The sequence below is a fragment of the Stenotrophomonas sp. genome, from assembly GCF_059505245.1.
This window is the reverse complement of record NZ_JCACKF010000011.1, coordinates 49032-66543: the sequence shown is the minus strand read 5'-3', so window position 1 is coordinate 66543 and position 17512 is coordinate 49032. Positions and strand designations below refer to the sequence as shown.

The 17512-nt window shown below is 67.5% G+C and carries 18 protein-coding genes and 1 tRNA gene; 7 read left to right on the top strand and 12 right to left on the bottom strand.

The window, feature by feature from the left end:
* Positions 1–112: 112 nt before the first annotated feature.
* On the bottom strand, positions 113–1189 hold the full coding sequence (locus tag AC5JLE_RS04170; protein ID WP_197561184.1) for an MBL fold metallo-hydrolase: 1077 nt from the start codon (positions 1187–1189) through the stop codon (positions 113–115).
* 104 nt (positions 1190–1293) lie between these two features.
* On the opposite strand from AC5JLE_RS04170, the gene AC5JLE_RS04165 reads away from it, so the two are divergent.
* On the top strand, positions 1294–1905 hold the full coding sequence (locus AC5JLE_RS04165) for a TetR/AcrR family transcriptional regulator (RefSeq protein WP_014646907.1): 612 nt from the start codon (positions 1294–1296) through the stop codon (positions 1903–1905).
* Here the strand turns inward: AC5JLE_RS04165 and AC5JLE_RS04160 are convergent.
* From AC5JLE_RS04160 to AC5JLE_RS04145, 4 genes are all read right to left on the bottom strand, one after another.
* Positions 1902–3848 carry an EAL domain-containing protein gene (locus AC5JLE_RS04160; protein ID WP_075076794.1) on the bottom strand — a complete coding sequence of 649 codons (1947 nt, stop codon included), beginning with the start codon at positions 3846–3848 and terminating at the stop codon, positions 1902–1904. The two genes, AC5JLE_RS04165 and AC5JLE_RS04160, sit on opposite strands and share 4 nt — an antisense overlap.
* Before the next feature lie 94 nt (positions 3849–3942).
* Positions 3943–4659, bottom strand: coding sequence for an SDR family NAD(P)-dependent oxidoreductase (locus AC5JLE_RS04155; protein WP_049406437.1), 717 nt, complete (start codon positions 4657–4659; stop codon positions 3943–3945).
* A gap of 28 nt (positions 4660–4687) precedes the next feature.
* Positions 4688–5416 (bottom strand): GNAT family N-acetyltransferase, encoded by a 729-nt coding sequence (locus AC5JLE_RS04150; RefSeq protein ID WP_164110578.1) that lies wholly within the window; start codon positions 5414–5416, stop codon positions 4688–4690.
* Positions 5417–5430: 14 nt separating this feature from the next.
* Positions 5431–6096, bottom strand: a complete 666-nt coding sequence (locus AC5JLE_RS04145) for an ArsR/SmtB family transcription factor (RefSeq protein ID WP_032959997.1) — start codon at positions 6094–6096, stop codon at positions 5431–5433.
* A gap of 55 nt (positions 6097–6151) precedes the next feature.
* On the opposite strand from AC5JLE_RS04145, the gene AC5JLE_RS04140 reads away from it, so the two are divergent.
* The 5 genes from AC5JLE_RS04140 (at position 6152) to AC5JLE_RS04120 (ending at position 10325) form a co-directional block, all read left to right on the top strand.
* Positions 6152–6658, top strand: a complete 507-nt coding sequence (locus AC5JLE_RS04140) for a DUF2938 family protein (RefSeq protein WP_197561183.1) — start codon at positions 6152–6154, stop codon at positions 6656–6658.
* A gap of 40 nt (positions 6659–6698) precedes the next feature.
* Positions 6699–7502 carry an APH(3')-II family aminoglycoside O-phosphotransferase gene (locus tag AC5JLE_RS04135; RefSeq protein WP_197561182.1) on the top strand — a complete coding sequence of 268 codons (804 nt, stop codon included), beginning with the start codon at positions 6699–6701 and terminating at the stop codon, positions 7500–7502.
* Positions 7503–7599: 97 nt separating this feature from the next.
* Positions 7600–8190: a TetR family transcriptional regulator gene (locus tag AC5JLE_RS04130; protein ID WP_197561181.1), complete on the top strand. Its 591-nt coding sequence runs from the start codon at positions 7600–7602 to the stop codon at positions 8188–8190.
* Positions 8187–9221, top strand: a complete 1035-nt coding sequence (locus tag AC5JLE_RS04125) for a DUF418 domain-containing protein (RefSeq protein ID WP_197561180.1) — start codon at positions 8187–8189, stop codon at positions 9219–9221. Before AC5JLE_RS04130 ends, AC5JLE_RS04125 begins: the two co-directional genes overlap by 4 nt.
* 99 nt (positions 9222–9320) lie before the next feature.
* Positions 9321–10325, top strand: coding sequence for an aminoglycoside phosphotransferase family protein (locus AC5JLE_RS04120; protein ID WP_032959991.1), 1005 nt, complete (start codon positions 9321–9323; stop codon positions 10323–10325).
* A 110-nt stretch (positions 10326–10435) separates the two neighbouring features.
* Here the strand turns inward: AC5JLE_RS04120 and AC5JLE_RS04115 are convergent, their stop codons facing one another.
* The 7 genes from AC5JLE_RS04115 to amaB all read right to left on the bottom strand — a co-directional run bounded on the left by AC5JLE_RS04115 (position 10436) and on the right by amaB (position 17221).
* The gene (locus AC5JLE_RS04115; protein ID WP_032959989.1) at positions 10436–11323 is read right to left on the bottom strand and encodes a DMT family transporter; all 888 of its coding nucleotides are present in this window, start codon (positions 11321–11323) and stop codon (positions 10436–10438) included.
* A 32-nt stretch (positions 11324–11355) separates the two neighbouring features.
* Positions 11356–12417, bottom strand: coding sequence for a UDP-N-acetylmuramate dehydrogenase (murB, locus tag AC5JLE_RS04110; protein ID WP_262217180.1), 1062 nt, complete (start codon positions 12415–12417; stop codon positions 11356–11358).
* A gap of 8 nt (positions 12418–12425) precedes the next feature.
* A complete protein-coding gene (locus AC5JLE_RS04105; RefSeq protein ID WP_032962331.1) occupies positions 12426–13481 on the bottom strand; it encodes a quinone-dependent dihydroorotate dehydrogenase in 1056 nt (351 codons plus the stop codon).
* Positions 13482–13489: 8 nt separating this feature from the next.
* A complete protein-coding gene (locus AC5JLE_RS04100) occupies positions 13490–14260 on the bottom strand; it encodes a class I SAM-dependent methyltransferase (protein ID WP_100449938.1) in 771 nt (256 codons plus the stop codon).
* Positions 14261–14264: 4 nt separating this feature from the next.
* Positions 14265–14549 carry a DUF4190 domain-containing protein gene (locus AC5JLE_RS04095; RefSeq protein WP_014646921.1) on the bottom strand — a complete coding sequence of 95 codons (285 nt, stop codon included), beginning with the start codon at positions 14547–14549 and terminating at the stop codon, positions 14265–14267.
* Positions 14550–14849: 300 nt separating this feature from the next.
* Positions 14850–15689: an SDR family NAD(P)-dependent oxidoreductase gene (locus AC5JLE_RS04090; RefSeq protein WP_262217178.1), complete on the bottom strand. Its 840-nt coding sequence runs from the start codon at positions 15687–15689 to the stop codon at positions 14850–14852.
* Positions 15689–17221 carry an L-piperidine-6-carboxylate dehydrogenase gene (amaB, locus tag AC5JLE_RS04085; protein ID WP_014646923.1) on the bottom strand — a complete coding sequence of 511 codons (1533 nt, stop codon included), beginning with the start codon at positions 17219–17221 and terminating at the stop codon, positions 15689–15691. Before amaB ends, AC5JLE_RS04090 begins: the two co-directional genes overlap by 1 nt.
* 183 nt (positions 17222–17404) lie before the next feature.
* On the opposite strand from amaB, the gene AC5JLE_RS04080 reads away from it, so the two are divergent.
* Positions 17405–17481 (top strand) — tRNA-Arg (locus AC5JLE_RS04080).
* Positions 17482–17512 lie beyond the last annotated feature (31 nt).

Here is a 17512-nt window from a genome sequence, read left to right as displayed (position 1 = left end):
GGATGTAATCGGTTACATGACGCACTGCAGCGCCGCAGGCCGCTTCTGTGGTCGACGCAGCCGAGCATGGCTCGGCTCTACATGGTTTCCGGCAGGTCAAGCGCACCGCACGCTACAGCTCCACCGTCTCCCACCATCGCGTACCCGCCTGCGGCGCCTGCATGTCCAGTGCTTCGCCCATCATCGGCGTGGCCACCGGCACGTTCTTCGCGGCCGCCAATGCCGTGATGCGCTCGAACGGTTGCTGCCATGCGTGCAGGGCCAGGTCGAAGGTGCCGTTGTGGATCGGCAGCAGCCACTTGCCGCGCAGGTCCAGGTGCGCCTGCAGGGTCTGTTCCGGCTGCATGTGCACGAACGCCCAGCGCGGATCATAGGCACCGGTCTCGATCATGGTCAGGTCGAACGGTCCGTACTTCTCGCCGATGGTCTTGAAGCCATCGAAGTAGCCGGTGTCGCCGCTGAAGAAGATGCGGAAGTCGCCGTCCTGGATCACCCATGACGCCCACAGGCTGCGGTCGCTGTCACCCAGCCCGCGGCCGGAGAAGTGCTGGCCCGGGGTCGCGGTCAAGCGCAGGCCACTGGCTTCAGTCGACTGCCACCAGTCCAGCTGTTCCACCTTGCTGGCGTCCACACCCCATGCAATCAGCTGGTCGCCGACGCCGAGCGGTGCGATGAAGCGCGCGGTCTTGCCGGCAAGCTGCATTACCGCGGCATGGTCGAGATGGTCATAGTGGTTGTGCGAGAGGATCACGCCGGCGATGGGCGGCAGTTCGTCGATGCTGATCGGCGGTGCGTGGAAGCGCGCCGGCCCCATCCACTGCACCGGTGAGGCGCGCTCGGAGAACACCGGGTCGGTCAGCCAGTACTGGCCACGCAGCTTCAGCAGGATCGTGGAGTGCCCAAGCCGGAACAGGCTGCGATCCGGCGCAGCATCCAGGGAGGCGCGGTCCAGCGGCTGCACCGGAATCGGGTGGGCGGGCACGGTCCCCTTGGGCTTGTTGAACAGGAACGTCCACCAGATCTCCGCACCGTCGCGCAGGCCCATCGCCGGACGGGGCAGGGCATTGCGGAACTTGCCGTCGCGGTACTGCGGCGAATCGGGGAAGTCGGGGAGGGACCAGGACTTGCAGAAGGTGTAGGCGGTCACGGCGAGGATTCCAAGCAGGAGGACAAGGAGCAGGCGCTTCATGGGTGACGTCCGCTGGGTACACTGCACAGTGTAGTTTCGCATTTTTCAAAAGTACACTACTGGGTGTAAAATGGTGGCGTCCGTTCAGCTATCCGGTCTCCGCCATGCCCCGTGCCCCACAACGCCTGACCGACCGCAAACGCGAGGCCATCGTGCGCGCGGCGGTGGAGGAGTTCCGTGCATCGGGTTACGAGGCGACCAGCATGGACCGCATCGCCGAGGTGGCCGGGGTCTCCAAGCGCACCGTCTACAACCACTTCCCGAGCAAGGAAGCGCTGTTTTCGATGATCCTGGAGGAGCTGTGGGAACGCAGCGTGGCCAGCGACGCACTGCCGTATCGCGCGGACCAGCCGTTGCAGGCGCAGCTGCTGCAGTTGCTGGGCCAGAAGCTGGAACTGCTCAGCGATGCCAACTTCATCGACCTGGCACGGGTGGCGATGGCCGAGGTCATCCACTCACCGGAGCGGGCGCAGGCCATCGTCTGCCGCATGGGCGAGAAGGAAAGTGGCGAGAGTGCGTGGATCCGCGCAGCGATCGCCGATGGCCGGTTGCGAGAGGTTGATCCGGAATTCGCCGGCCACCAGCTGCATGGGCTGGTGAAGAGCTTCGCGTTCTGGCCGCAGGTGACGATGGGGCAGCCACCATTGACCGCGCAGGAACGCGCACGCGTCGCCGAATCGGCGGTGGCCATGTTCCTGGGTTTCTACGCGGTCTAGCTGGCGGCGAAGCGACGGAACTCGTCGGCCGGCAGTGCGGCCGAGTACAGATAGCCCTGGCCGACATCCACGCCCAGCGCGCGCAGGTGCTGTTCCTGCGCCAGGGTTTCGGTCCCCTCGGCCACCACGATCGCGCCGCAGCGGTGCGCGACTTCGACGATGAAGCGAACGATCGACTGCGACTTGGCGTCGGACAGCGTGGCGATCAACGCCTGCTCGATCTTGACCTCGGCGATGGCCAGCTGCGAAAGCAGGATCAGGGTCGAATAGCCCGCGCCGAAATCATCCAGCGACAGGGTGACTCCGGCCGCCAGCAGCTGTGCGATGTTGGCATCGACCAGGTCACGCTCGACGATCTCGGTCCACTCGACGATTTCCAGCCGCAGCATCGCGCCGGGGATGTCGTGCAGCTGCAGCAGTTCCTGCAGGCGCAGGCCGAAGTCGGGCAGGCGCAGGGATTCGGCTGACACATTGACTGCGATGGTCAGCGCCGCGCCGTCCTGCCGGCAGTGCTGCAGGAAGTGCACCGCCGACTGCAGCGTGGCCCATTCCAGGTCTGCCAGCCGGCCCTGCCGGCGCAGCAGCGAGATCACCCGCATCGGTGCAATCGGCCGGCCTTCGCCATCGCGCATGCGCAGCAGCGCTTCGGCGCCGACCAGCTGGCGGTCCTGCAGGCGATGCTTGGGCTGGTAGCACAGCGGTGCGTCGCCCTGCTGCAGCCAGCGTTCGAGGGCGAATTCGATCAGGGCGTCGATCTCGCCGTCGCGCTGGATCGGGTCGTCGAAGAACACGACGCCGGATTCGATCGCGCTCAGTGCCACGGTGATCGCGCGGAACGGAAGATGTCCTTCGTCGGCATCAACGGGGGGCTTCAATTCAACCACCGCACAACGGAACAGTGGCCGGAAGCCAGGCCAATCGCGGCCGACCCGATCGGCCAGGTTGCTGGCCAGCTCGGTGATCTGCGGTTGTATGCGCAGTTCGGACAAGGTCATGCCGCGCACCAGGATCGCCAGCGCGGCATCACCGAACTGGTAGACCTCCACGTCGTCCACCGCCAGCGATGGCAGCAACCGGTGGACGTCGGCCGGTGTATCGCGCTGCCACAGGCCGTTGTCCTGCAATGGCCCGTAGCGCAGGCGCAGATCGCGCAGGTTGCCCATCTCGGCCACGATCAGGCAGGCCTTGCCGATGCCGTCGTTGTCGCGCCAGTACCGCTGCAGGCGTTCACCGAGCGCACGCATGTTGGGCAGGCCGCTGATCGGATCGATGCGCAGCCACGCCTGTTCGCGCTGGCGCTGCGCATCGATCTGGGCATCGTTGTAGACCAGCGCGAACACTGCGCCGAGTACCAGCAGCGAGACCGGCAGTGCCAGCACACGCTGGATCGCCAGTTCGGCCACCGGTAGTTGATCGGCCCCAATGATCGCCACACCCAGCGCCAGGCCCAGAGCGGTCATCCCGATACGCACGGACCACGCCTGCAGGATCATGCGTGGCGAGAGTTCGTTGAGCATGCGCGGGTGCAGGCGCCTGCGCAGCCAGACGCCGGCCACCATCTGCAACACGGCCTCGAGGCTGGCAGGCAGGAAGAACTGGGTGCCGACGAACTGGTAGCGGGCGAGCAGGGCGGCGGCCAGGCAGGCCAAGCCGCCGCGCCAGCCACCGAGCAGGCCACTGACCAGCAGGATGTCGAAGCCGAGGTGCAGCTTGACCACTCCCTGGGTGTAACGGGCCACGAACCAGGAATTGAACAGGTAGATCAGGCCCAGCGCTACGCCGACATACAGGCGCCGTCCTTCAATGGCGTGCCCGGCGCGACGGGTGGCGATCAGCAGCACGCCGATCATGCCGATCACCGCCGTGGCCTGCAGCAGGTACAGCGGCAGGCTGGGCAGGGCGCTGTCCAGGACCTGGGCCGAGACCCGTGAAAGCGCATCCATAGCAGGTTCCCGCCTGTGACCGACGGCCAGTGACGAGCAGGGTAAACCACAGGCGCCTGTGCGGCCACCAAGGGCCAGGCCAAGGTCCCTGCGGTCAGTAGCGCGGGTCGGCGATGGCGGGCAGCACCAGTTCGCGCACGAAGGAGGACGGTGACAGCTGCAGCAGGGCGCGTACCATCGCCACGACATCATGGACCGGCACCAGTGCGCCGTCGCCGCGCGCTGCGGCGTCCGCTACCGGCACTGACAGTGCATCGTCGGTGTTGAGGTAGCCCAGCTGCAGGCTGGTTACCGCCAGGCGCCGATCCCGGAAACCTTCGCGCAGCGCATCGGCGATGCCGTTGAGCGCGAACTTGGATGCGCCGAACGCCACTTCCGGGCGGCCGCTGCGCGGCAGCGCCGAGGTCGAGCCGGTCAGCACCAGCTGTGGGCGTGCTGCGCCCAGTACCCTCGGCAGCAGGCGCCGCAGCAGCACCAGCGTCGCGGTGATGTTGACGTCGACGAGCTGGGCAAGCGCGGCATCGCTTTCGTCGAGGAAGGCGTACTCGTCGCTGAAGGCCGTCTCTTCCCAGATGCCCAGGTTGTGGATGAGCACATCCAGATCGGCCGGCGCCTGCGCTGCGATGTGATTGGCAGCAAGGGTGGGCTGGGACAGATCCGCTTCGATCCACTGCAGGGTGACGCCCTCGGGGCATTCGAGGTCGTGCGGGCGGCTGCGCGAAACGCCGATGACGGTGTCGCCCGCACTGCACAGGCCTTCGACGAACGCTCGACCGAGGCCCCTGCTGGCGCCGATGACCATCAATTTCATGTGGCATCCTTGTTGTGCTGCGGCGGCCTCAGTCGGCCGCCAGAATGGTGTCCCAATCGGCGAACGCGCGCAGGCCGCTGCGTCCGGCGGTGATGATCGAGGCGGTGTTGTCGAGCTGGCAACGGTATTGCGGCTGCAGCCCGGACGCCCGCGCGGACACGGCCATGGCGTGTACCAGCTGTCGCGCGTGACCGCGACCGCGGGCCTCGGGCAGGGTCAGTACGCCCATATCGGCGAAGGCTGGATCCAGGCTCCAGGGGTACATGCTTCCCGCAGCGACCAGGCGCTCGCCGTCGAAGGCACCGAACACCTGCCAGTGATCCAGCTCGACCCAAGCGGCATCGAGATCGTCCTCGCTGGCCGTGGCCTGGAACGCGTTGAACGCTGCCGCGTCGGTCGCGCCGAGGCGGCGGATATGCGGTGGGGCAGGGTGTTCGGCGAGGGCGGCGAGTGTTGCGGTGGGGAAATAGAAGACACGATCCGCGCCGTGCGTATGCTGGCCGAGCTGCTGCAAGCGCTGTTGCAGCTGCGCCAGTGTCCAGTGCGGTTGCGCACGCAGTTGCAGGCGAGCGGCCAGGGCAGGACGCAACAGCGCTCGGGCGGGGCCCGCGACCGGCTGTAACAGCATGCCGTCCTCACCCTCATCGACATCATCGCTGCACGCCAGGTGCAGCTGCGGCCCCTGCTGCAACGTGCGCTGGCCGGCGAACACGCGCAGCCAGGCAGCATCGATCAACGGGGAAATCGCATCATCCATGACAAACGGTTCGCTCAGTGTCGGGGCAGTTCAACCTGCAGGCCTGCGGCCTTCCATTCGGGATAGCCGGCGGCCAGTCGCTGCGCGCTGAGGCCGGCTTCGCGCAGCATCATCACTGCATCGTTGGACAGCACGCAGTAGGGCCCGCGGCAGTACGCGACAATGTGGACGGCGCGCGGCAGTTCGTCCATCCGCGCGTGCAGTTCCGTAGCGGGAATGTTCAGCGCGCCGGGCAGGTGGCCCAGATCGAATTCCTCGCGCGGCCGCACGTCCAGCAGTACCACGCTGTCGCGTTGCTCCAGCAGCTGCTCGACGGTCAGCCCTTCCAGTGCATCGCGGCGCTGCAGGCTGTCGGTGAGGACGCCCTGCATTTCGCTGCGCTGGTGGTCGGCATAGTCGCGCAGCGCGGCCAGCAGGTTGGCCAGTGGGCCGTCAGCGCTGCGGTAGAGGATGCGCTTGCCGTCACGGCGGGTCTGCACCAGGCCGGCACGACGCAGCTGCTGCAGGTGCTGGGAGGTATTGGCCACCGACAGGCCGCTCAGTTCGGCCAGGCGCTCGACCGCACGCTCGCCCTGGGCGATGTGCTCCAGCAAGGCCAGGCGGTGCGGGTGGCCCAGGGTGCGGGCGATCTCGGCCAGCGCTTCCAGCGGGGACGGCGGCAGCTCGGTTGCAGCGTTCATGCCGGGCACGCTAGCATCGCTCCATCATTCAAGCAAATAATTGAAGGTAAGCGGAATGAGTGGCTGGGCGACGACATTGGTGATCGATGCGGTAGCGATCGGCGTGGGCGCGACCGCGCTGATGGATCTGTGGGCGTTGCTGCAGCGCAGGCTGCTCGGCATTCCGTCGCTGGATTTTGCGATGGTCGGCCGCTGGCTCGGCCACCTGCGGCGTGGGCGCTTCCGCCATGATGGCATTGGTCGTTCGCTGCCGGTGGCCGGCGAGCGCGCGCTGGGGTGGACCGCGCATTACGTGATCGGTGTGGTCTTCGCCGTGTTGTTGCTGGCCGTGGTCGGGAACGGTTGGGTGCAGGCACCGACCCTGTGGCCGGCGCTGGCCTTCGGCATTCTCAGCGTTGCCGCGCCGTTCTTCATCCTGCAGCCGGGCATGGGCGCCGGCATTGCCGCTTCGAAGACCCCGGCGCCTGGCAAGGCGCGGCTGCGCAGCCTGGTGGCACACAGCGTGTTCGGCGCAGGCATGTACCTTTCCGCGCTGCTGTTGGCCGGGGTCCGTGCAGGATGAGCGAGAATCCGTGGGTCACCGGCAACAGGAACATCCCCGCATGGAAGCACCCGATCCCTTCACTGACGGCATGCCGCTGCCGTGGGCGTGGCGGGAAACATTGGCCGATGCGCGCATCGAGCGACAGTCGATCGGCGTATCGCGCGCAGACGTCGCCCGTGTGCATCGCCCGGGACAGGCTGATGCCTTCCTGAAATCGGAAGTGATCGATGCCTTCAGTGAGCTGGGCGATGAGATCGCGCGCCTGCGCTGGCTGCAGGGCCAGGGGCAGCCGGCGCCTGCAGTGATTGCCACCGCCGAAGAAGCGGGCCGGCGCTGGTTGCTGATGAGCGCGCTGCCCGGCCGCGACCTGGCTTCGTCGCCTGAGCTTCCGCCCCAGCGCCTGGTGGAACTGCTGGCCGATGCGCTGCGGGGCCTGCATGCCATACCGGTGGCGGCCTGTCCGTTCGACCAGCGGCTGGCCTCGCGCCTGCAGGCCGCGCAGGCACGGGTCGAGGCGGGCCTGGTCGACGCCGATGACTTCGATGACGAGCGCCTGGGGCAGAGCGCACAGCAGGTGTTCGCCGAACTGCGCGCCACCCGGCCCGATCACGAGGATCTGGTGGTCAGCCACGGCGACGCCTGCCTGCCGAACCTTTTGGCAGCCGAAGGCCGTTTCAGCGGCTTCATCGACTGTGGCCGGCTGGGTGTGGCCGATCGCTACCAGGATCTGGCGCTCGCCGCGCGCAGCCTGGTCCACAACTTCGGCGACACGCGTTGGGTCGCGCCGCTGTTCCGGCGCTATGGCGTTGTGCCCGACGAACGGCGGCTGGCGTTCTACCGTCTTCTCGACGAGTTCTTCTGAAACCGCACAGGGCAGCGTAGGGCAGGGCTGAACGGCGCCCTGCTAGCGGATCCGCGCGCCCTTAAAAATGGACGAACGTTCGTTCACTATTTGTGGCATGAACCGGACTGACCGCAACGAGCAACGCATCGCGCAGATCCTGCAGGCCGCCCTGCAGTGTTTCCTCGTCAAGGGCTTCCACCAGACCAGCATGCGTGACATCGCGCAGGCGGCCGGCGTCAGCCTCGGCAATCTCTACAACCACTTCCCGGGCAAGGAGGCGATCATCCTTGCGGTGGCCGTGGCCGAAGGCGAGGAACTGGCACCGTTGCTGCAGCGACTGGCCGCGTCCGATGGCGAGCGCGCACGGGTGCTGGTTTTCCTTCAGGACTTCCACGCACTGTGCCGGCAACCGGAGTGGGCAACGCTCGCCGTCGAAGTGCTGGCCGAGAGCGCACGCAATCCGGCCGTGGCCGAGGCATTTGCGGCCAATCGCAGGCAATTGCAGGCGACGCTGGCCGAAGCCCTGCAGCAGGTGGCACAGCGCGAACGTCGGCGCCCCGTGCTGGCCCCGGCACTGCAGGCACAGGTGCTTCTGGATGCCATCGAAAGCGATGCCCTGCGCCGAGGGCTGGGCGAAGCCGGGGGCACCGATGAGGCATCGCTGGATCTCGGCCTGCTTGCGCTGCTGCTGGGCGCACGCGCATGAGCGCCGTCGACCGGCGACTGCACGGCGTTGATCTGGCGCGTTACCTGGCCTTGGCCGGCATGGTGCTGGTCAACTTCCGCCTGGCGATGGCCGTCCCAGCAGAGGGCGCCGGATGGTTGGCAGGCGTCTTCCACTTTCTGGAAGGCAAGGCTTCGGCGACGTTCGTTACGCTGGCAGGGTTGGGCCTGGTACTGGGCACGCAGCGGCAGGGTTGGTGGCCGGCCAGTGTGCAGACCTGGCGGCGCGCGCTGTTCCTGCTGGTGCTGGGCCTGCTCAACCTGACCCTGTTCCCGGCCGATATCCTGCATTACTACGCGGTGTATTTCGCGCTGGCCGTGCTGTGGCTCCGGGCCTCGCCGCGGGTGTTGCTGGCCAGTATCGTGGGGATCGCGGCCTGTTCGTTCTGGGCGTTGCTGCACTGGGACTACAGCCAGGGATGGAACTGGCAGACGCTGGAATACGCCGGTCTGTGGCAATGGCCGGGCGCGGCCCGCAACCTGCTGTTCAATGGGTTCCATCCACTGCTGCCGTGGCTGTGCTTCTTCCTGCTGGGCATGCTGCTGGCGCGGCTGCAACTGTCGCAACCGCGGGTCCAGCGCGCGCTGCTGGTGCTGGGCCTGATGCTGATGGTGGCTGGACATGGCGTGCAGCAGCTTGCGCAGGGAACGCCCTGGCAGGCGTGGCTGGGAACGCAGCCGATGCCACCGGGACCGGCCTACGTACTCACGGGTGCGGGCGCGGCCTGCAGTGTCATTGCCGCCTGCCTGTGGCTGACGCGTGTGCGACCGGGTGACTGGCTGGAACCGTTCACCGCGGCCGGGCGCATGACCCTGACCCTGTACGTCGGCCACATCCTGCTGGGCATGGGCACGCTGGAAGGCCTGGGCCTGCTCGATGGCAGTGCGTCGCTGCCGGCCGTGCTGCTGTGGGCATTGTTGTTCCTGATGCTGGCCACGGGCGCAGCGTGGCTGTGGTCCTGGCGGTTCGCGCGGGGCCCATTGGAAGCGGTGATGCGACGCGTCGCCGGCTAGCACTTTGGTCGCGCAGGCACGATGTTGTGACGGACATGTCTGTGTCGCGGCCCGCGCATCTGCGATAGTGGCGGCAGGTAATACTTTCCGCTTGCATCCATGTCATTCGCTTCGGCGCAGCATCTCGGCGAAGTCCTTCAGCAGTCCTATGGCATCACCGCCAATGCCGTGGTGCCACGCCCGGTTGGCGCCGATGCCAACGCCAGCGTGTATCGCATCGATGCACGGCGCGGGCAATGGTGGTTGAAATGCCGCAGTTACCAGGTTGCCCCTGCCGTCTGGGACACCCTGCATTGGCTGCGCGGCACGCTGGGCATCGAGGAAATCGTCGCGCCATGGCCGGCGCTGACCGGTGGAGCGTCAGTGCAGCGCTGGGGCCTGCAGTTCACCCTGTTCCCGTATGTGGAAGGCCAGTCCGGCTTCGAGGCGGCGTTGAGCCGCACGCAGTGGCAACGATTGGGCGAGGTGCTGCGGCGCCTGCACGAGGCGTGCCCGCCACCGGCGCTGCAGGAGGCGCTGCCGAGCCTGCGGATGGAAACCGCGGCGCTTGATACGGTCGGGCAATGGCTGGCCGGCGAGGGCCTGGCGGCCGCCAGGGATGGGCTGGGCCGGGCCTTCGTATCCGTCTGGGACCAGCAGCATGCGCGCATCGCGGCGCTGCATGCGCAGGCACTGCAGCTGCACGCGGCGTTGCAGGATGTCCCGGTGCGGCTGCACCTGTGCCACACCGACCTGCATGCCGGCAATCTGCTGATGGGCAATGACGGGAGCCTGCACCTGATCGATTGGGATGGCCTGTCGCTGGCCCCGCGCGAGCGCGACCTGATGTTCATCGGTGGCGCGGTCGGTGGGCGCTGGGGGCGCGAGAACCCGTTGGGATTCGAGGAAGGCTATGGCAGTGACCGCGGCGATCCACGCTGGATCGCCTGGTACCGGCACTGGCGCATCCTGCAGGACCTGATCGAGTTCCAGCAGGTCCTGCTGGGCAGCGATGGAGAGGACCGGTCGCCGCAGCTGCGCCGGCAGTCGCTGCATTTCCTCAGCGAACAGTTTGCACCGGGCAATGTATTCGACGCGGCAGAGCGGGTGTATCGCGCGCTGTAGATCCACGCCATGCGTGCATGGCATTTTCTACGATGAACCCTCACGCTGCGCGATGAGTCGAGCATGGCTCGGCTCTACAGGGGGCCGCGGTGTCTGCGCGCGGTGTGGAGCTACTCTGCGGGCTTGGCCGCTGCAGAGGCCGCCGCGCTTGCAGCGCGGCGTGACAGCACGGCTTCGCGGTGGGCGATGTAGGCGTTGGCGGCGAGGATGATGCCGGCACCGATGATCGTCCAGCGGTCCACCGTTTCGTTGAACAGCAGCCAGCCGAACAGCGTTACCAGTGGCAGCTGCAGGAAGCTGATCGGGGTCAGGGCGGAGACTTCGCCCAGCCGTAGCGCGCGGGTCCACAACAGCTGGCCGACGGTGCCAAGCACGCCGGTGGCCAGCAGCCACAGCCAGGCCGACCCGGTCGGCCAGACCCAGACGAACAGCGCCGGCACCAGCGACAGCGGCACCCAGAACACGTAGGTATAGAGCACCACGGTATCGGCACTGTCGACGCGGGTCAGCTGCTTGATCTGGATCGCCACCAGCGAGCTGAGTACCGCCGCACCCACCGCGACCAGGCTGCCGGCGGTGAAGCCGGCGGTGCCGGGACGCACGATCACCAGCACGCCGATGAAGCCGACCACGACCGCGGCCCAGCGGCGCACGCGCACGGTTTCACCCAGCCACAGCACGGCGGCAATGGTGACGAACAGCGGCGTGGAATAGGAGAGCGAAACCGCCTGCGCCAACGGCAGGTGACCCAGCGCCCAGAACGCGCACAGCATCGAGCCCAGGCCGATTGCACTGCGCACGAAATAGCGTGGCAGCTGCTGCGTCCTCAAGGGCGCACGGCCGGGCCGCAGCAGCATCGGCAGCAGCGCCAGCAGGCCGAAGGCGTTGCGGAAGAACGCCACTTCCTGGGTGGGCACGTAGCGCGTGGCATAGCGGATCGCCACCGCCATCAGGCCGAACGCCATCGTGCTGCCGAGCATCAGCAGCGCCGCCCGCATCGGGGTGGCGCTGGGGGAAAGGGTGGGGCTGTTCACCACTGTGCGCCGAGCAGGCGGGGCTCCGGTTCGATCGGCACGCCGAACTTCTCCAGCACCGAGGCCGAGATGCGGCGCGCCAGCGCCAGCAGTTCAGCGCCGCTGGCATTGCCGTGGTTGACCAGCACCAGCGCGTGGCTGGGGGCCACGCCGGCATCGCCGTCGCGGAAGCCCTTCCAGCCGCAGGATTCGATCATCCAGGCTGCCGAGACCTTGCGCTTGTCGTCCTGCTCGGCCGGGAACACCGGCAGGTCGGGGAAGTGCTGCAGCAGCACGTCGACCTGCTCCAGTGGCAGCACCGGGTTCTTGAAGAAGCTGCCGGCATTGCCGAGTACCTCCGGGTCGGGCAGCTTGCGGCGGCGGATCGCGATCACCGCATTGGCCACGTCCACCGCGCCCGGCAGCACCACGCCCTGCGCCTGCAGCTCTTCGCGGATGCCGGCGTAGTCCATGCGCAGATCGTGCAGCAGTGGCAGTTTCAGTTCGATGGCGGTGATCAGGTAGCGATCGGGCTGTTGCTTGAACACGCTGTCGCGGTAGGCGAAACCACACTGTTCGTTATCCAGGCGCACCCAGGCCTGCTCCTGACAGTCCCAGGCTTCGACCGCCTGGATGAACTCGCCGACCTGCGCGCCATAGGCGCCGATGTTCTGGATCGGTGCGGCACCGGCGGTGCCGGGAATCAGCGCCAGGTTTTCCAGGCCGGACAGGCCTTCCTGCAGCGACCACATCACCAGGCCATGCCAGGGCACGCCGGCGCCGGCGCGGATCACCGCGTGGTCGGCGCGGTGTTCAAGGAAACTGATGTCGCGGTTGCCGAACACCAGCACGGTACCGGGCAGGTCCTCGGCGATCAGCACGTTGCTGCCGGCGCCCAGCACCAGCAGCGGGCCGTTGGCCACCTCGGGCAGTGCCAGCACCTCCGGCAGCAGCGCGGCATCGTGCAGTTCGAGCAGCTGTTCCGCATTGGCCTGCACGTGGAAGGTATTCAGTGCCTGCAGCGGCGCATTGCGGGTGAGTGTCCAGCGCAGCGGGGCGTTGCCGTCGGTGGTGTCCATGGGCGCGCTCACAGTGGGGCCACCGCGCCGCGGCTCGGCGCTTCGCGGCGGCGACGGATCGCCTCCACGCATTCGGAAACCAGCGCCGGCCCACGGAAGATCAGGCCGCTGTAGCACTGCACCAGCGCGGCACCGGCCGCCATCTTGGCCACCGCGTCGGCACCGGACAGGATGCCGCCGACGCCGACCAAGGGCACCGACTCGGGCAGGCGCGAGCGCAGGCGGCGCAGCACCAGCGTGGACTGCTCCAGCACCGGCGCACCGGACAGGCCACCGGCCTCGTTGGCCAGCGGATCGCCGGCCACCTTGCTGTGGTCGATGGTGGTGTTGGTGGCGATCACGCCGTCCACCTGCAGCTCGCCCAGCACGCGGGCGGCGGCATCGATGTCGCGCTCGCTGAGGTCCGGCGCCACCTTCACCAGCATCGGTACGCGGCGGCCGTGGCGGGCCGCGAGCTCTTCCTGGCGGTCACGCAGCTGGCTGACCAGCTGGCGCAGCGCGGTTTCTTCCTGCAGTTCACGCAGGCCGGCGGTGTTGGGCGAGGAAATGTTGACAGTGATGTAGTCGGCCAGCGCGTACACCTTGTCCAGGCAGGCGATGTAATCGTCCACGGCCTGTTCGTTGGGGGTGTCCTTGTTCTTGCCGATGTTGATGCCGAGCAGGCCGCGGCGGTTGCGCGCGCGCTCGACGTTGCGCACCAGCGCGTCCACGCCCGCATTGTTGAAGCCCATGCGGTTGATGATCGCGTTGTGTTCCGGCAGGCGGAACAGGCGCGGCTGCGGATTGCCGGCCTGCGGGCGCGGGGTGATCGTGCCGATTTCGACGAAGCCGAAGCCGAGCGCGAACAATGCATCGATGTGCTCCCCGTTCTTGTCCAGGCCGGCGGCCAGGCCGACCGGGTTGGGGAACGTCAGCCCGAACACCGTGCTGGGCATCGGCGCGATGCGTGCGGCCAGCAGCGGCGTGGTGCCGGTGCGATAGGCCAGGTCCAGTGCGGACAGGCCAAGGCCGTGGGCGCGCTCGGCGTCGAGCGAGAACAGGAAGGGGCGGGCAAGCGAATACATGCGTCGGTTCAGTCCAGCGTGCCGAGGAAGGCTCGGGTTCGATATTCAAAAGCAACCTGGCCGTCGACCGCGTGGGCGGCGAACAGGTGCTGCAGAGCGTCGATCATCGGTGCGTGGCGCGGATGACCGGGTTGAGGGGCGTAGGAGGAGGACAGCAGGCGCCCGCGCAGGGCGTCGAAGTCCAGGTGCTGCACGTTCGGCAGCTCCACCCTGCCGCGCAGGCCAGCGCCGAACCAGGCCTGCATGGTGGCGTCGTCCTGGTAGCGCTCGGCCACGGCGGTATAGTCGGTGCCGTAGTCCAGCAGCAGCTGTTCGTAGCCGACCAGGAACGGGCTGGCATCGAGCAGGCGAGAATTCCAGTAGATGAGGGCCTGGCCGCCGGGGCGCAGGATGCGCTGCCACTCGGCGCGTACCGCCACGGTGTCGAACCAATGGAAGGCCTGCGCGACGCTGACCAGGTCGATGCTGGCATCGTCCAGCGCGGTGGCCTCGGCGCGGCCATCCACCGCACGGAACTGCGGGTACTGCGGTGCCAGCCATTCTTCGGCCGCGCCGCGCATGGCCGCATTGGGCTCAACCGCGACAACAGGATGGCCGCTGGCCAGGAAAAGGCGGCTGGAAATGCCGGTACCGGCGCCGATGTCAGCCACACGCGCCTGCTGGCTGACACCCATCGGGCCATGCAGCCACTCCAGCAGCGCGGGTGGGTAGTCGGGCCGGTAGCGGACGTAGTCGGCGACTCGGCTGCTGAAGCGTTCAGTGCTGTCGGAGGCGGTCATGGCGTCAGTTCGACACCGCCGCCAGCCACGCCAGGCCGCCGAAGAACAGGATGAAGACCACGATGGCGGCAAGTGCCGCGCCGACCATGACCCAGCCCAGCACCAGGCCGGTGACGGCCAGGCCATCGCCTTCCAGTTCGTGCGGGCGGCGGCGGATTTCGGCGCGGGCCATGTGGCCGGTGATGATGGCGACGATGCTGGCCACGAAGGGCAGGACGGTCCAGCTGGCGATGCCCATGACCAGGCTGACCACGGCCAGGGCGCTTGTCTGTCGGGGTGCCACGCTCATCGGGGTCCTCCTTGGCAGTGTGCACATGATAGTGCCTCTGCCCCGGCAATCCCATGCCCGGCGGATGCGATGGCAGGCGTCGCCCCTGGCCGGCGAAAGGGATTTCGGCCCTGGTCGGCGTCGACCTTGGTCGACGAAAGGGATATCGGCCTTGGTAGGCGTCGACCTTGGTCGACGAAGGGATTTCGGCCCTGGTAGGCGTCGACCTTGGTCGACGAAGGGATTTCGGCCCTGGTAGGCGTCGACCTTGGTCGACGAAAGGCATGCCAACCAAGGTTGGCGGCTACCGAAGTGCCGGTATCAGCCCATCAACACCTGGCCGCCATCCACATTGAGCACGCTACCGGTGACCCAGCGCGCCAGTGGCGAGCACAGGAACAGTGCGGCGTCGGCGATCTCGCGCGGGTGGCCGAAGCGGCCGAACGGAATCTTCGCCAGGGTGCCGTGGTACAGCGCGGGGTCCTCGACGCGACGACGGTCCCAGAGGCCGTCATCGAACTCGATCGAGCCCGGGGCGATGGCATTGACCCGGATCCGGTCCTTGGCCAGCGCCAGCGCCTGTGACGTGGTGTAGTGCGAAAGCGCCGCTTTGGCCGCGGCGTACGGCGCGCCACCGGGGCGCGGCTGCTGCGCGGCAATCGACGACAGATTGAGGATGCAGGCGTCGCTGGAGGCACGCAGCCATGGCAATGCCAGGCGCGAGGCACGCACGGCCGCCATCAGGTCGATCTGCAGGCTGGCGGCCCAGCCGTCCTCGTCGTCGGCCATGCCGTAGCCGGTGGCATTGTTGACCAACACATCGATGCCACCGCGGGCGTCGGCGGCGGCCTGTAGCCAGGCCTGGATCTGGCCGGTGTCGGCCAGATCGGTGGAAAACGCGTGCAGTTCGAAGCCCTGCGCTCGTGCATCGGCACGCAGGGCATCCAGGCCGGCCTGGCCGCGGGCGCAGACCGAGACCTGTGCGCCGGCGCCGGCAAAGGCCAGCGCCATTTCACGGCCAATGCCCTTGCTGCCGCCGGCGATGAGCACGCGGCGGCCGCTGAAATCGAGGGTCGGAGCCCCTGCGGGGATCCGACCCCTCGCTGGGGCCAGATCCCCGGAGGGGCTCTGACCCACGGACGTGTCCTCGTCGTTCGCCATCACAGGTCGAACTTGATGCCCTGGGCCAGCGGCAGCGAATCCGAGTAGTTGATGGTGTTGGTCTGGCGGCGCATGTAGACCTTCCACGCATCCGAACCGGACTCGCGGCCACCGCCGGTGTCCTTCTCGCCACCGAAGGCGCCGCCGATCTCCGCACCGGACGTGCCGATGTTGATGTTGGCGATGCCGCAGTCGCTGCCGGCGGCCGACAGGAACTTCTCGGCAGTCTTCAGGTTCTGGGTGAAGATCGAGGACGACAGGCCCTGCGGCACGCCGTTCTGCATGTCGATGGCTTCATCGAGGGTGTCGTACGGCATCACGTACAGGATCGGCGCGAAGGTCTCGTGCTGGACCACGGCGTCGCTGTTCTTCAGGCCGGAGACGATGGCCGGCAACACGAAGTTGCCCGGGCGGTCGATGCGGCTGCCACCGGTTTCGATGGTGCCGCCGGCCGCCTTGGCCTGGGCGATCGCATCGAGGAACTGCTGCACGGCGCCTTCGCTGTTCAGCGGGCCCATCAGGTTGGCCGCATCGGTCGGGTCGCCGATCTTGCCTTCCACCTGCTTGTAGGCCTTGACCAGGGTGGCCAGCACGTCGGCGTAGATCGAGCGGTGCACGATCAGGCGGCGGGTGGTGGTGCAGCGCTGGCCGGCGGTGCCGACGGCGCCGAACACGATGCCCGGCACGGCCAGCTTCAGGTCGGCGGTTTCGTCCAGGATGATGGCGTTGTTGCCGCCGAGTTCCAGCAGGCAGCGGCCGAGGCGGCGCGCGACCTTCTCGTTGACGGTGCGGCCCACCTGGGTCGAGCCGGTGAAGCTTATCAGCGGCACGCGTCGGTCATCGACCATCTTTTCCGACAGCGCGGTGCCGGCATCGTTGATCAGGAAGAAAATGTCCGGGAAGCCGGCTTCGCGCAGGGCGTCGTTGCAGATCTTCAGCGAGGCGATGGCGGTCAGCGGCGTCTTGTTGGACGGCTTCCAGATGCATACGTCGCCACAGATGGCGGCCAGGAACGAGTTCCAGCTCCACACCGCGACCGGGAAGTTGAAGGCCGAGATGATGCCGACCAGGCCCAGCGGGTGGTACTGCTCGTACATGCGGTGGCCGGGGCGCTCGGAATGCATGGTGTAGCCGTACAGCATGCGGCTCTGGCCGACGGCGAAATCGGCGATGTCGATCATCTCCTGCACTTCGCCATCGCCTTCCGGCTTGCTCTTGCCCATTTCCAGCGCAACCAGCGAACCCAGGGCGTCTTTGTGCCTGCGCAGTGCTTCACCGCACAGGCGCACGGCTTCACCGCGGCGCGGGGCCGGCGTGGTGCGCCAGACCTTGAAGGCTTCCTGGGCGCGGGCAACGACGGTCTCGTACTCGGCCTCGGTGGTCGCGCGGACCTGCGCGATAGGCTCGCCGGTGGTCGGGTTGACCGGGGTGATCAGCTCACCGCTGGTCGCGCTCGACCACTCCCCGTTGCCCAGGTACGTGCCAGCGTTGATCGCGTCCAGGCCAAGGGACTTGAGCAGCTCGGAAGACATGCAGACTCCTGTATTTCGTTACGTTGTTTGGCGCCATCGCGGGCAGGTGGGGGACGCGATGAACTGAATCGCCGATGGTAGCAGAGCGCCCCGGCCGACCATGGTGCAACGCGCCAGCCAGGCCTGGCCGAACATGAATGCTTGGAGGGCAGGGCCCGTTGCCTGTAAACTTCCCGGCTGCATGGCCCCGTAGCTCAGCTGGATAGAGCGTCCCCCTCCTAAGGGGAAGGTCGCCCGTTCGAATCGGGCCGGGGTCACCAGAATCAATAACTTGCGGCAGCTGCTGCGCTG

Coding starts and splice junctions, on each gene's coding strand:
- AC5JLE_RS04170 (WP_197561184.1), bottom strand. CDS start 1,189: ATGAAGCGCCTGCTCCTTGTCCTCCTGCTTGGAATCCTCGCCGTGACC.
- AC5JLE_RS04165 (WP_014646907.1), top strand. CDS start 1,294: ATGCCCCGTGCCCCACAACGCCTGACCGACCGCAAACGCGAGGCCATC.
- AC5JLE_RS04160 (WP_075076794.1), bottom strand. CDS start 3,848: ATGGATGCGCTTTCACGGGTCTCGGCCCAGGTCCTGGACAGCGCCCTG.
- AC5JLE_RS04155 (WP_049406437.1), bottom strand. CDS start 4,659: ATGAAATTGATGGTCATCGGCGCCAGCAGGGGCCTCGGTCGAGCGTTC.
- AC5JLE_RS04150 (WP_164110578.1), bottom strand. CDS start 5,416: ATGGATGATGCGATTTCCCCGTTGATCGATGCTGCCTGGCTGCGCGTG.
- AC5JLE_RS04145 (WP_032959997.1), bottom strand. CDS start 6,096: ATGAACGCTGCAACCGAGCTGCCGCCGTCCCCGCTGGAAGCGCTGGCC.
- AC5JLE_RS04140 (WP_197561183.1), top strand. CDS start 6,152: ATGAGTGGCTGGGCGACGACATTGGTGATCGATGCGGTAGCGATCGGC.
- AC5JLE_RS04135 (WP_197561182.1), top strand. CDS start 6,699: ATGGAAGCACCCGATCCCTTCACTGACGGCATGCCGCTGCCGTGGGCG.
- AC5JLE_RS04130 (WP_197561181.1), top strand. CDS start 7,600: ATGAACCGGACTGACCGCAACGAGCAACGCATCGCGCAGATCCTGCAG.
- AC5JLE_RS04125 (WP_197561180.1), top strand. CDS start 8,187: ATGAGCGCCGTCGACCGGCGACTGCACGGCGTTGATCTGGCGCGTTAC.
- AC5JLE_RS04120 (WP_032959991.1), top strand. CDS start 9,321: ATGTCATTCGCTTCGGCGCAGCATCTCGGCGAAGTCCTTCAGCAGTCC.
- AC5JLE_RS04115 (WP_032959989.1), bottom strand. CDS start 11,323: ATGCGGGCGGCGCTGCTGATGCTCGGCAGCACGATGGCGTTCGGCCTG.
- murB (WP_262217180.1), bottom strand. CDS start 12,417: ATGGACACCACCGACGGCAACGCCCCGCTGCGCTGGACACTCACCCGC.
- AC5JLE_RS04105 (WP_032962331.1), bottom strand. CDS start 13,481: ATGTATTCGCTTGCCCGCCCCTTCCTGTTCTCGCTCGACGCCGAGCGC.
- AC5JLE_RS04100 (WP_100449938.1), bottom strand. CDS start 14,260: ATGACCGCCTCCGACAGCACTGAACGCTTCAGCAGCCGAGTCGCCGAC.
- AC5JLE_RS04095 (WP_014646921.1), bottom strand. CDS start 14,549: ATGAGCGTGGCACCCCGACAGACAAGCGCCCTGGCCGTGGTCAGCCTG.
- AC5JLE_RS04090 (WP_262217178.1), bottom strand. CDS start 15,689: ATGGCGAACGACGAGGACACGTCCGTGGGTCAGAGCCCCTCCGGGGAT.
- amaB (WP_014646923.1), bottom strand. CDS start 17,221: ATGTCTTCCGAGCTGCTCAAGTCCCTTGGCCTGGACGCGATCAACGCT.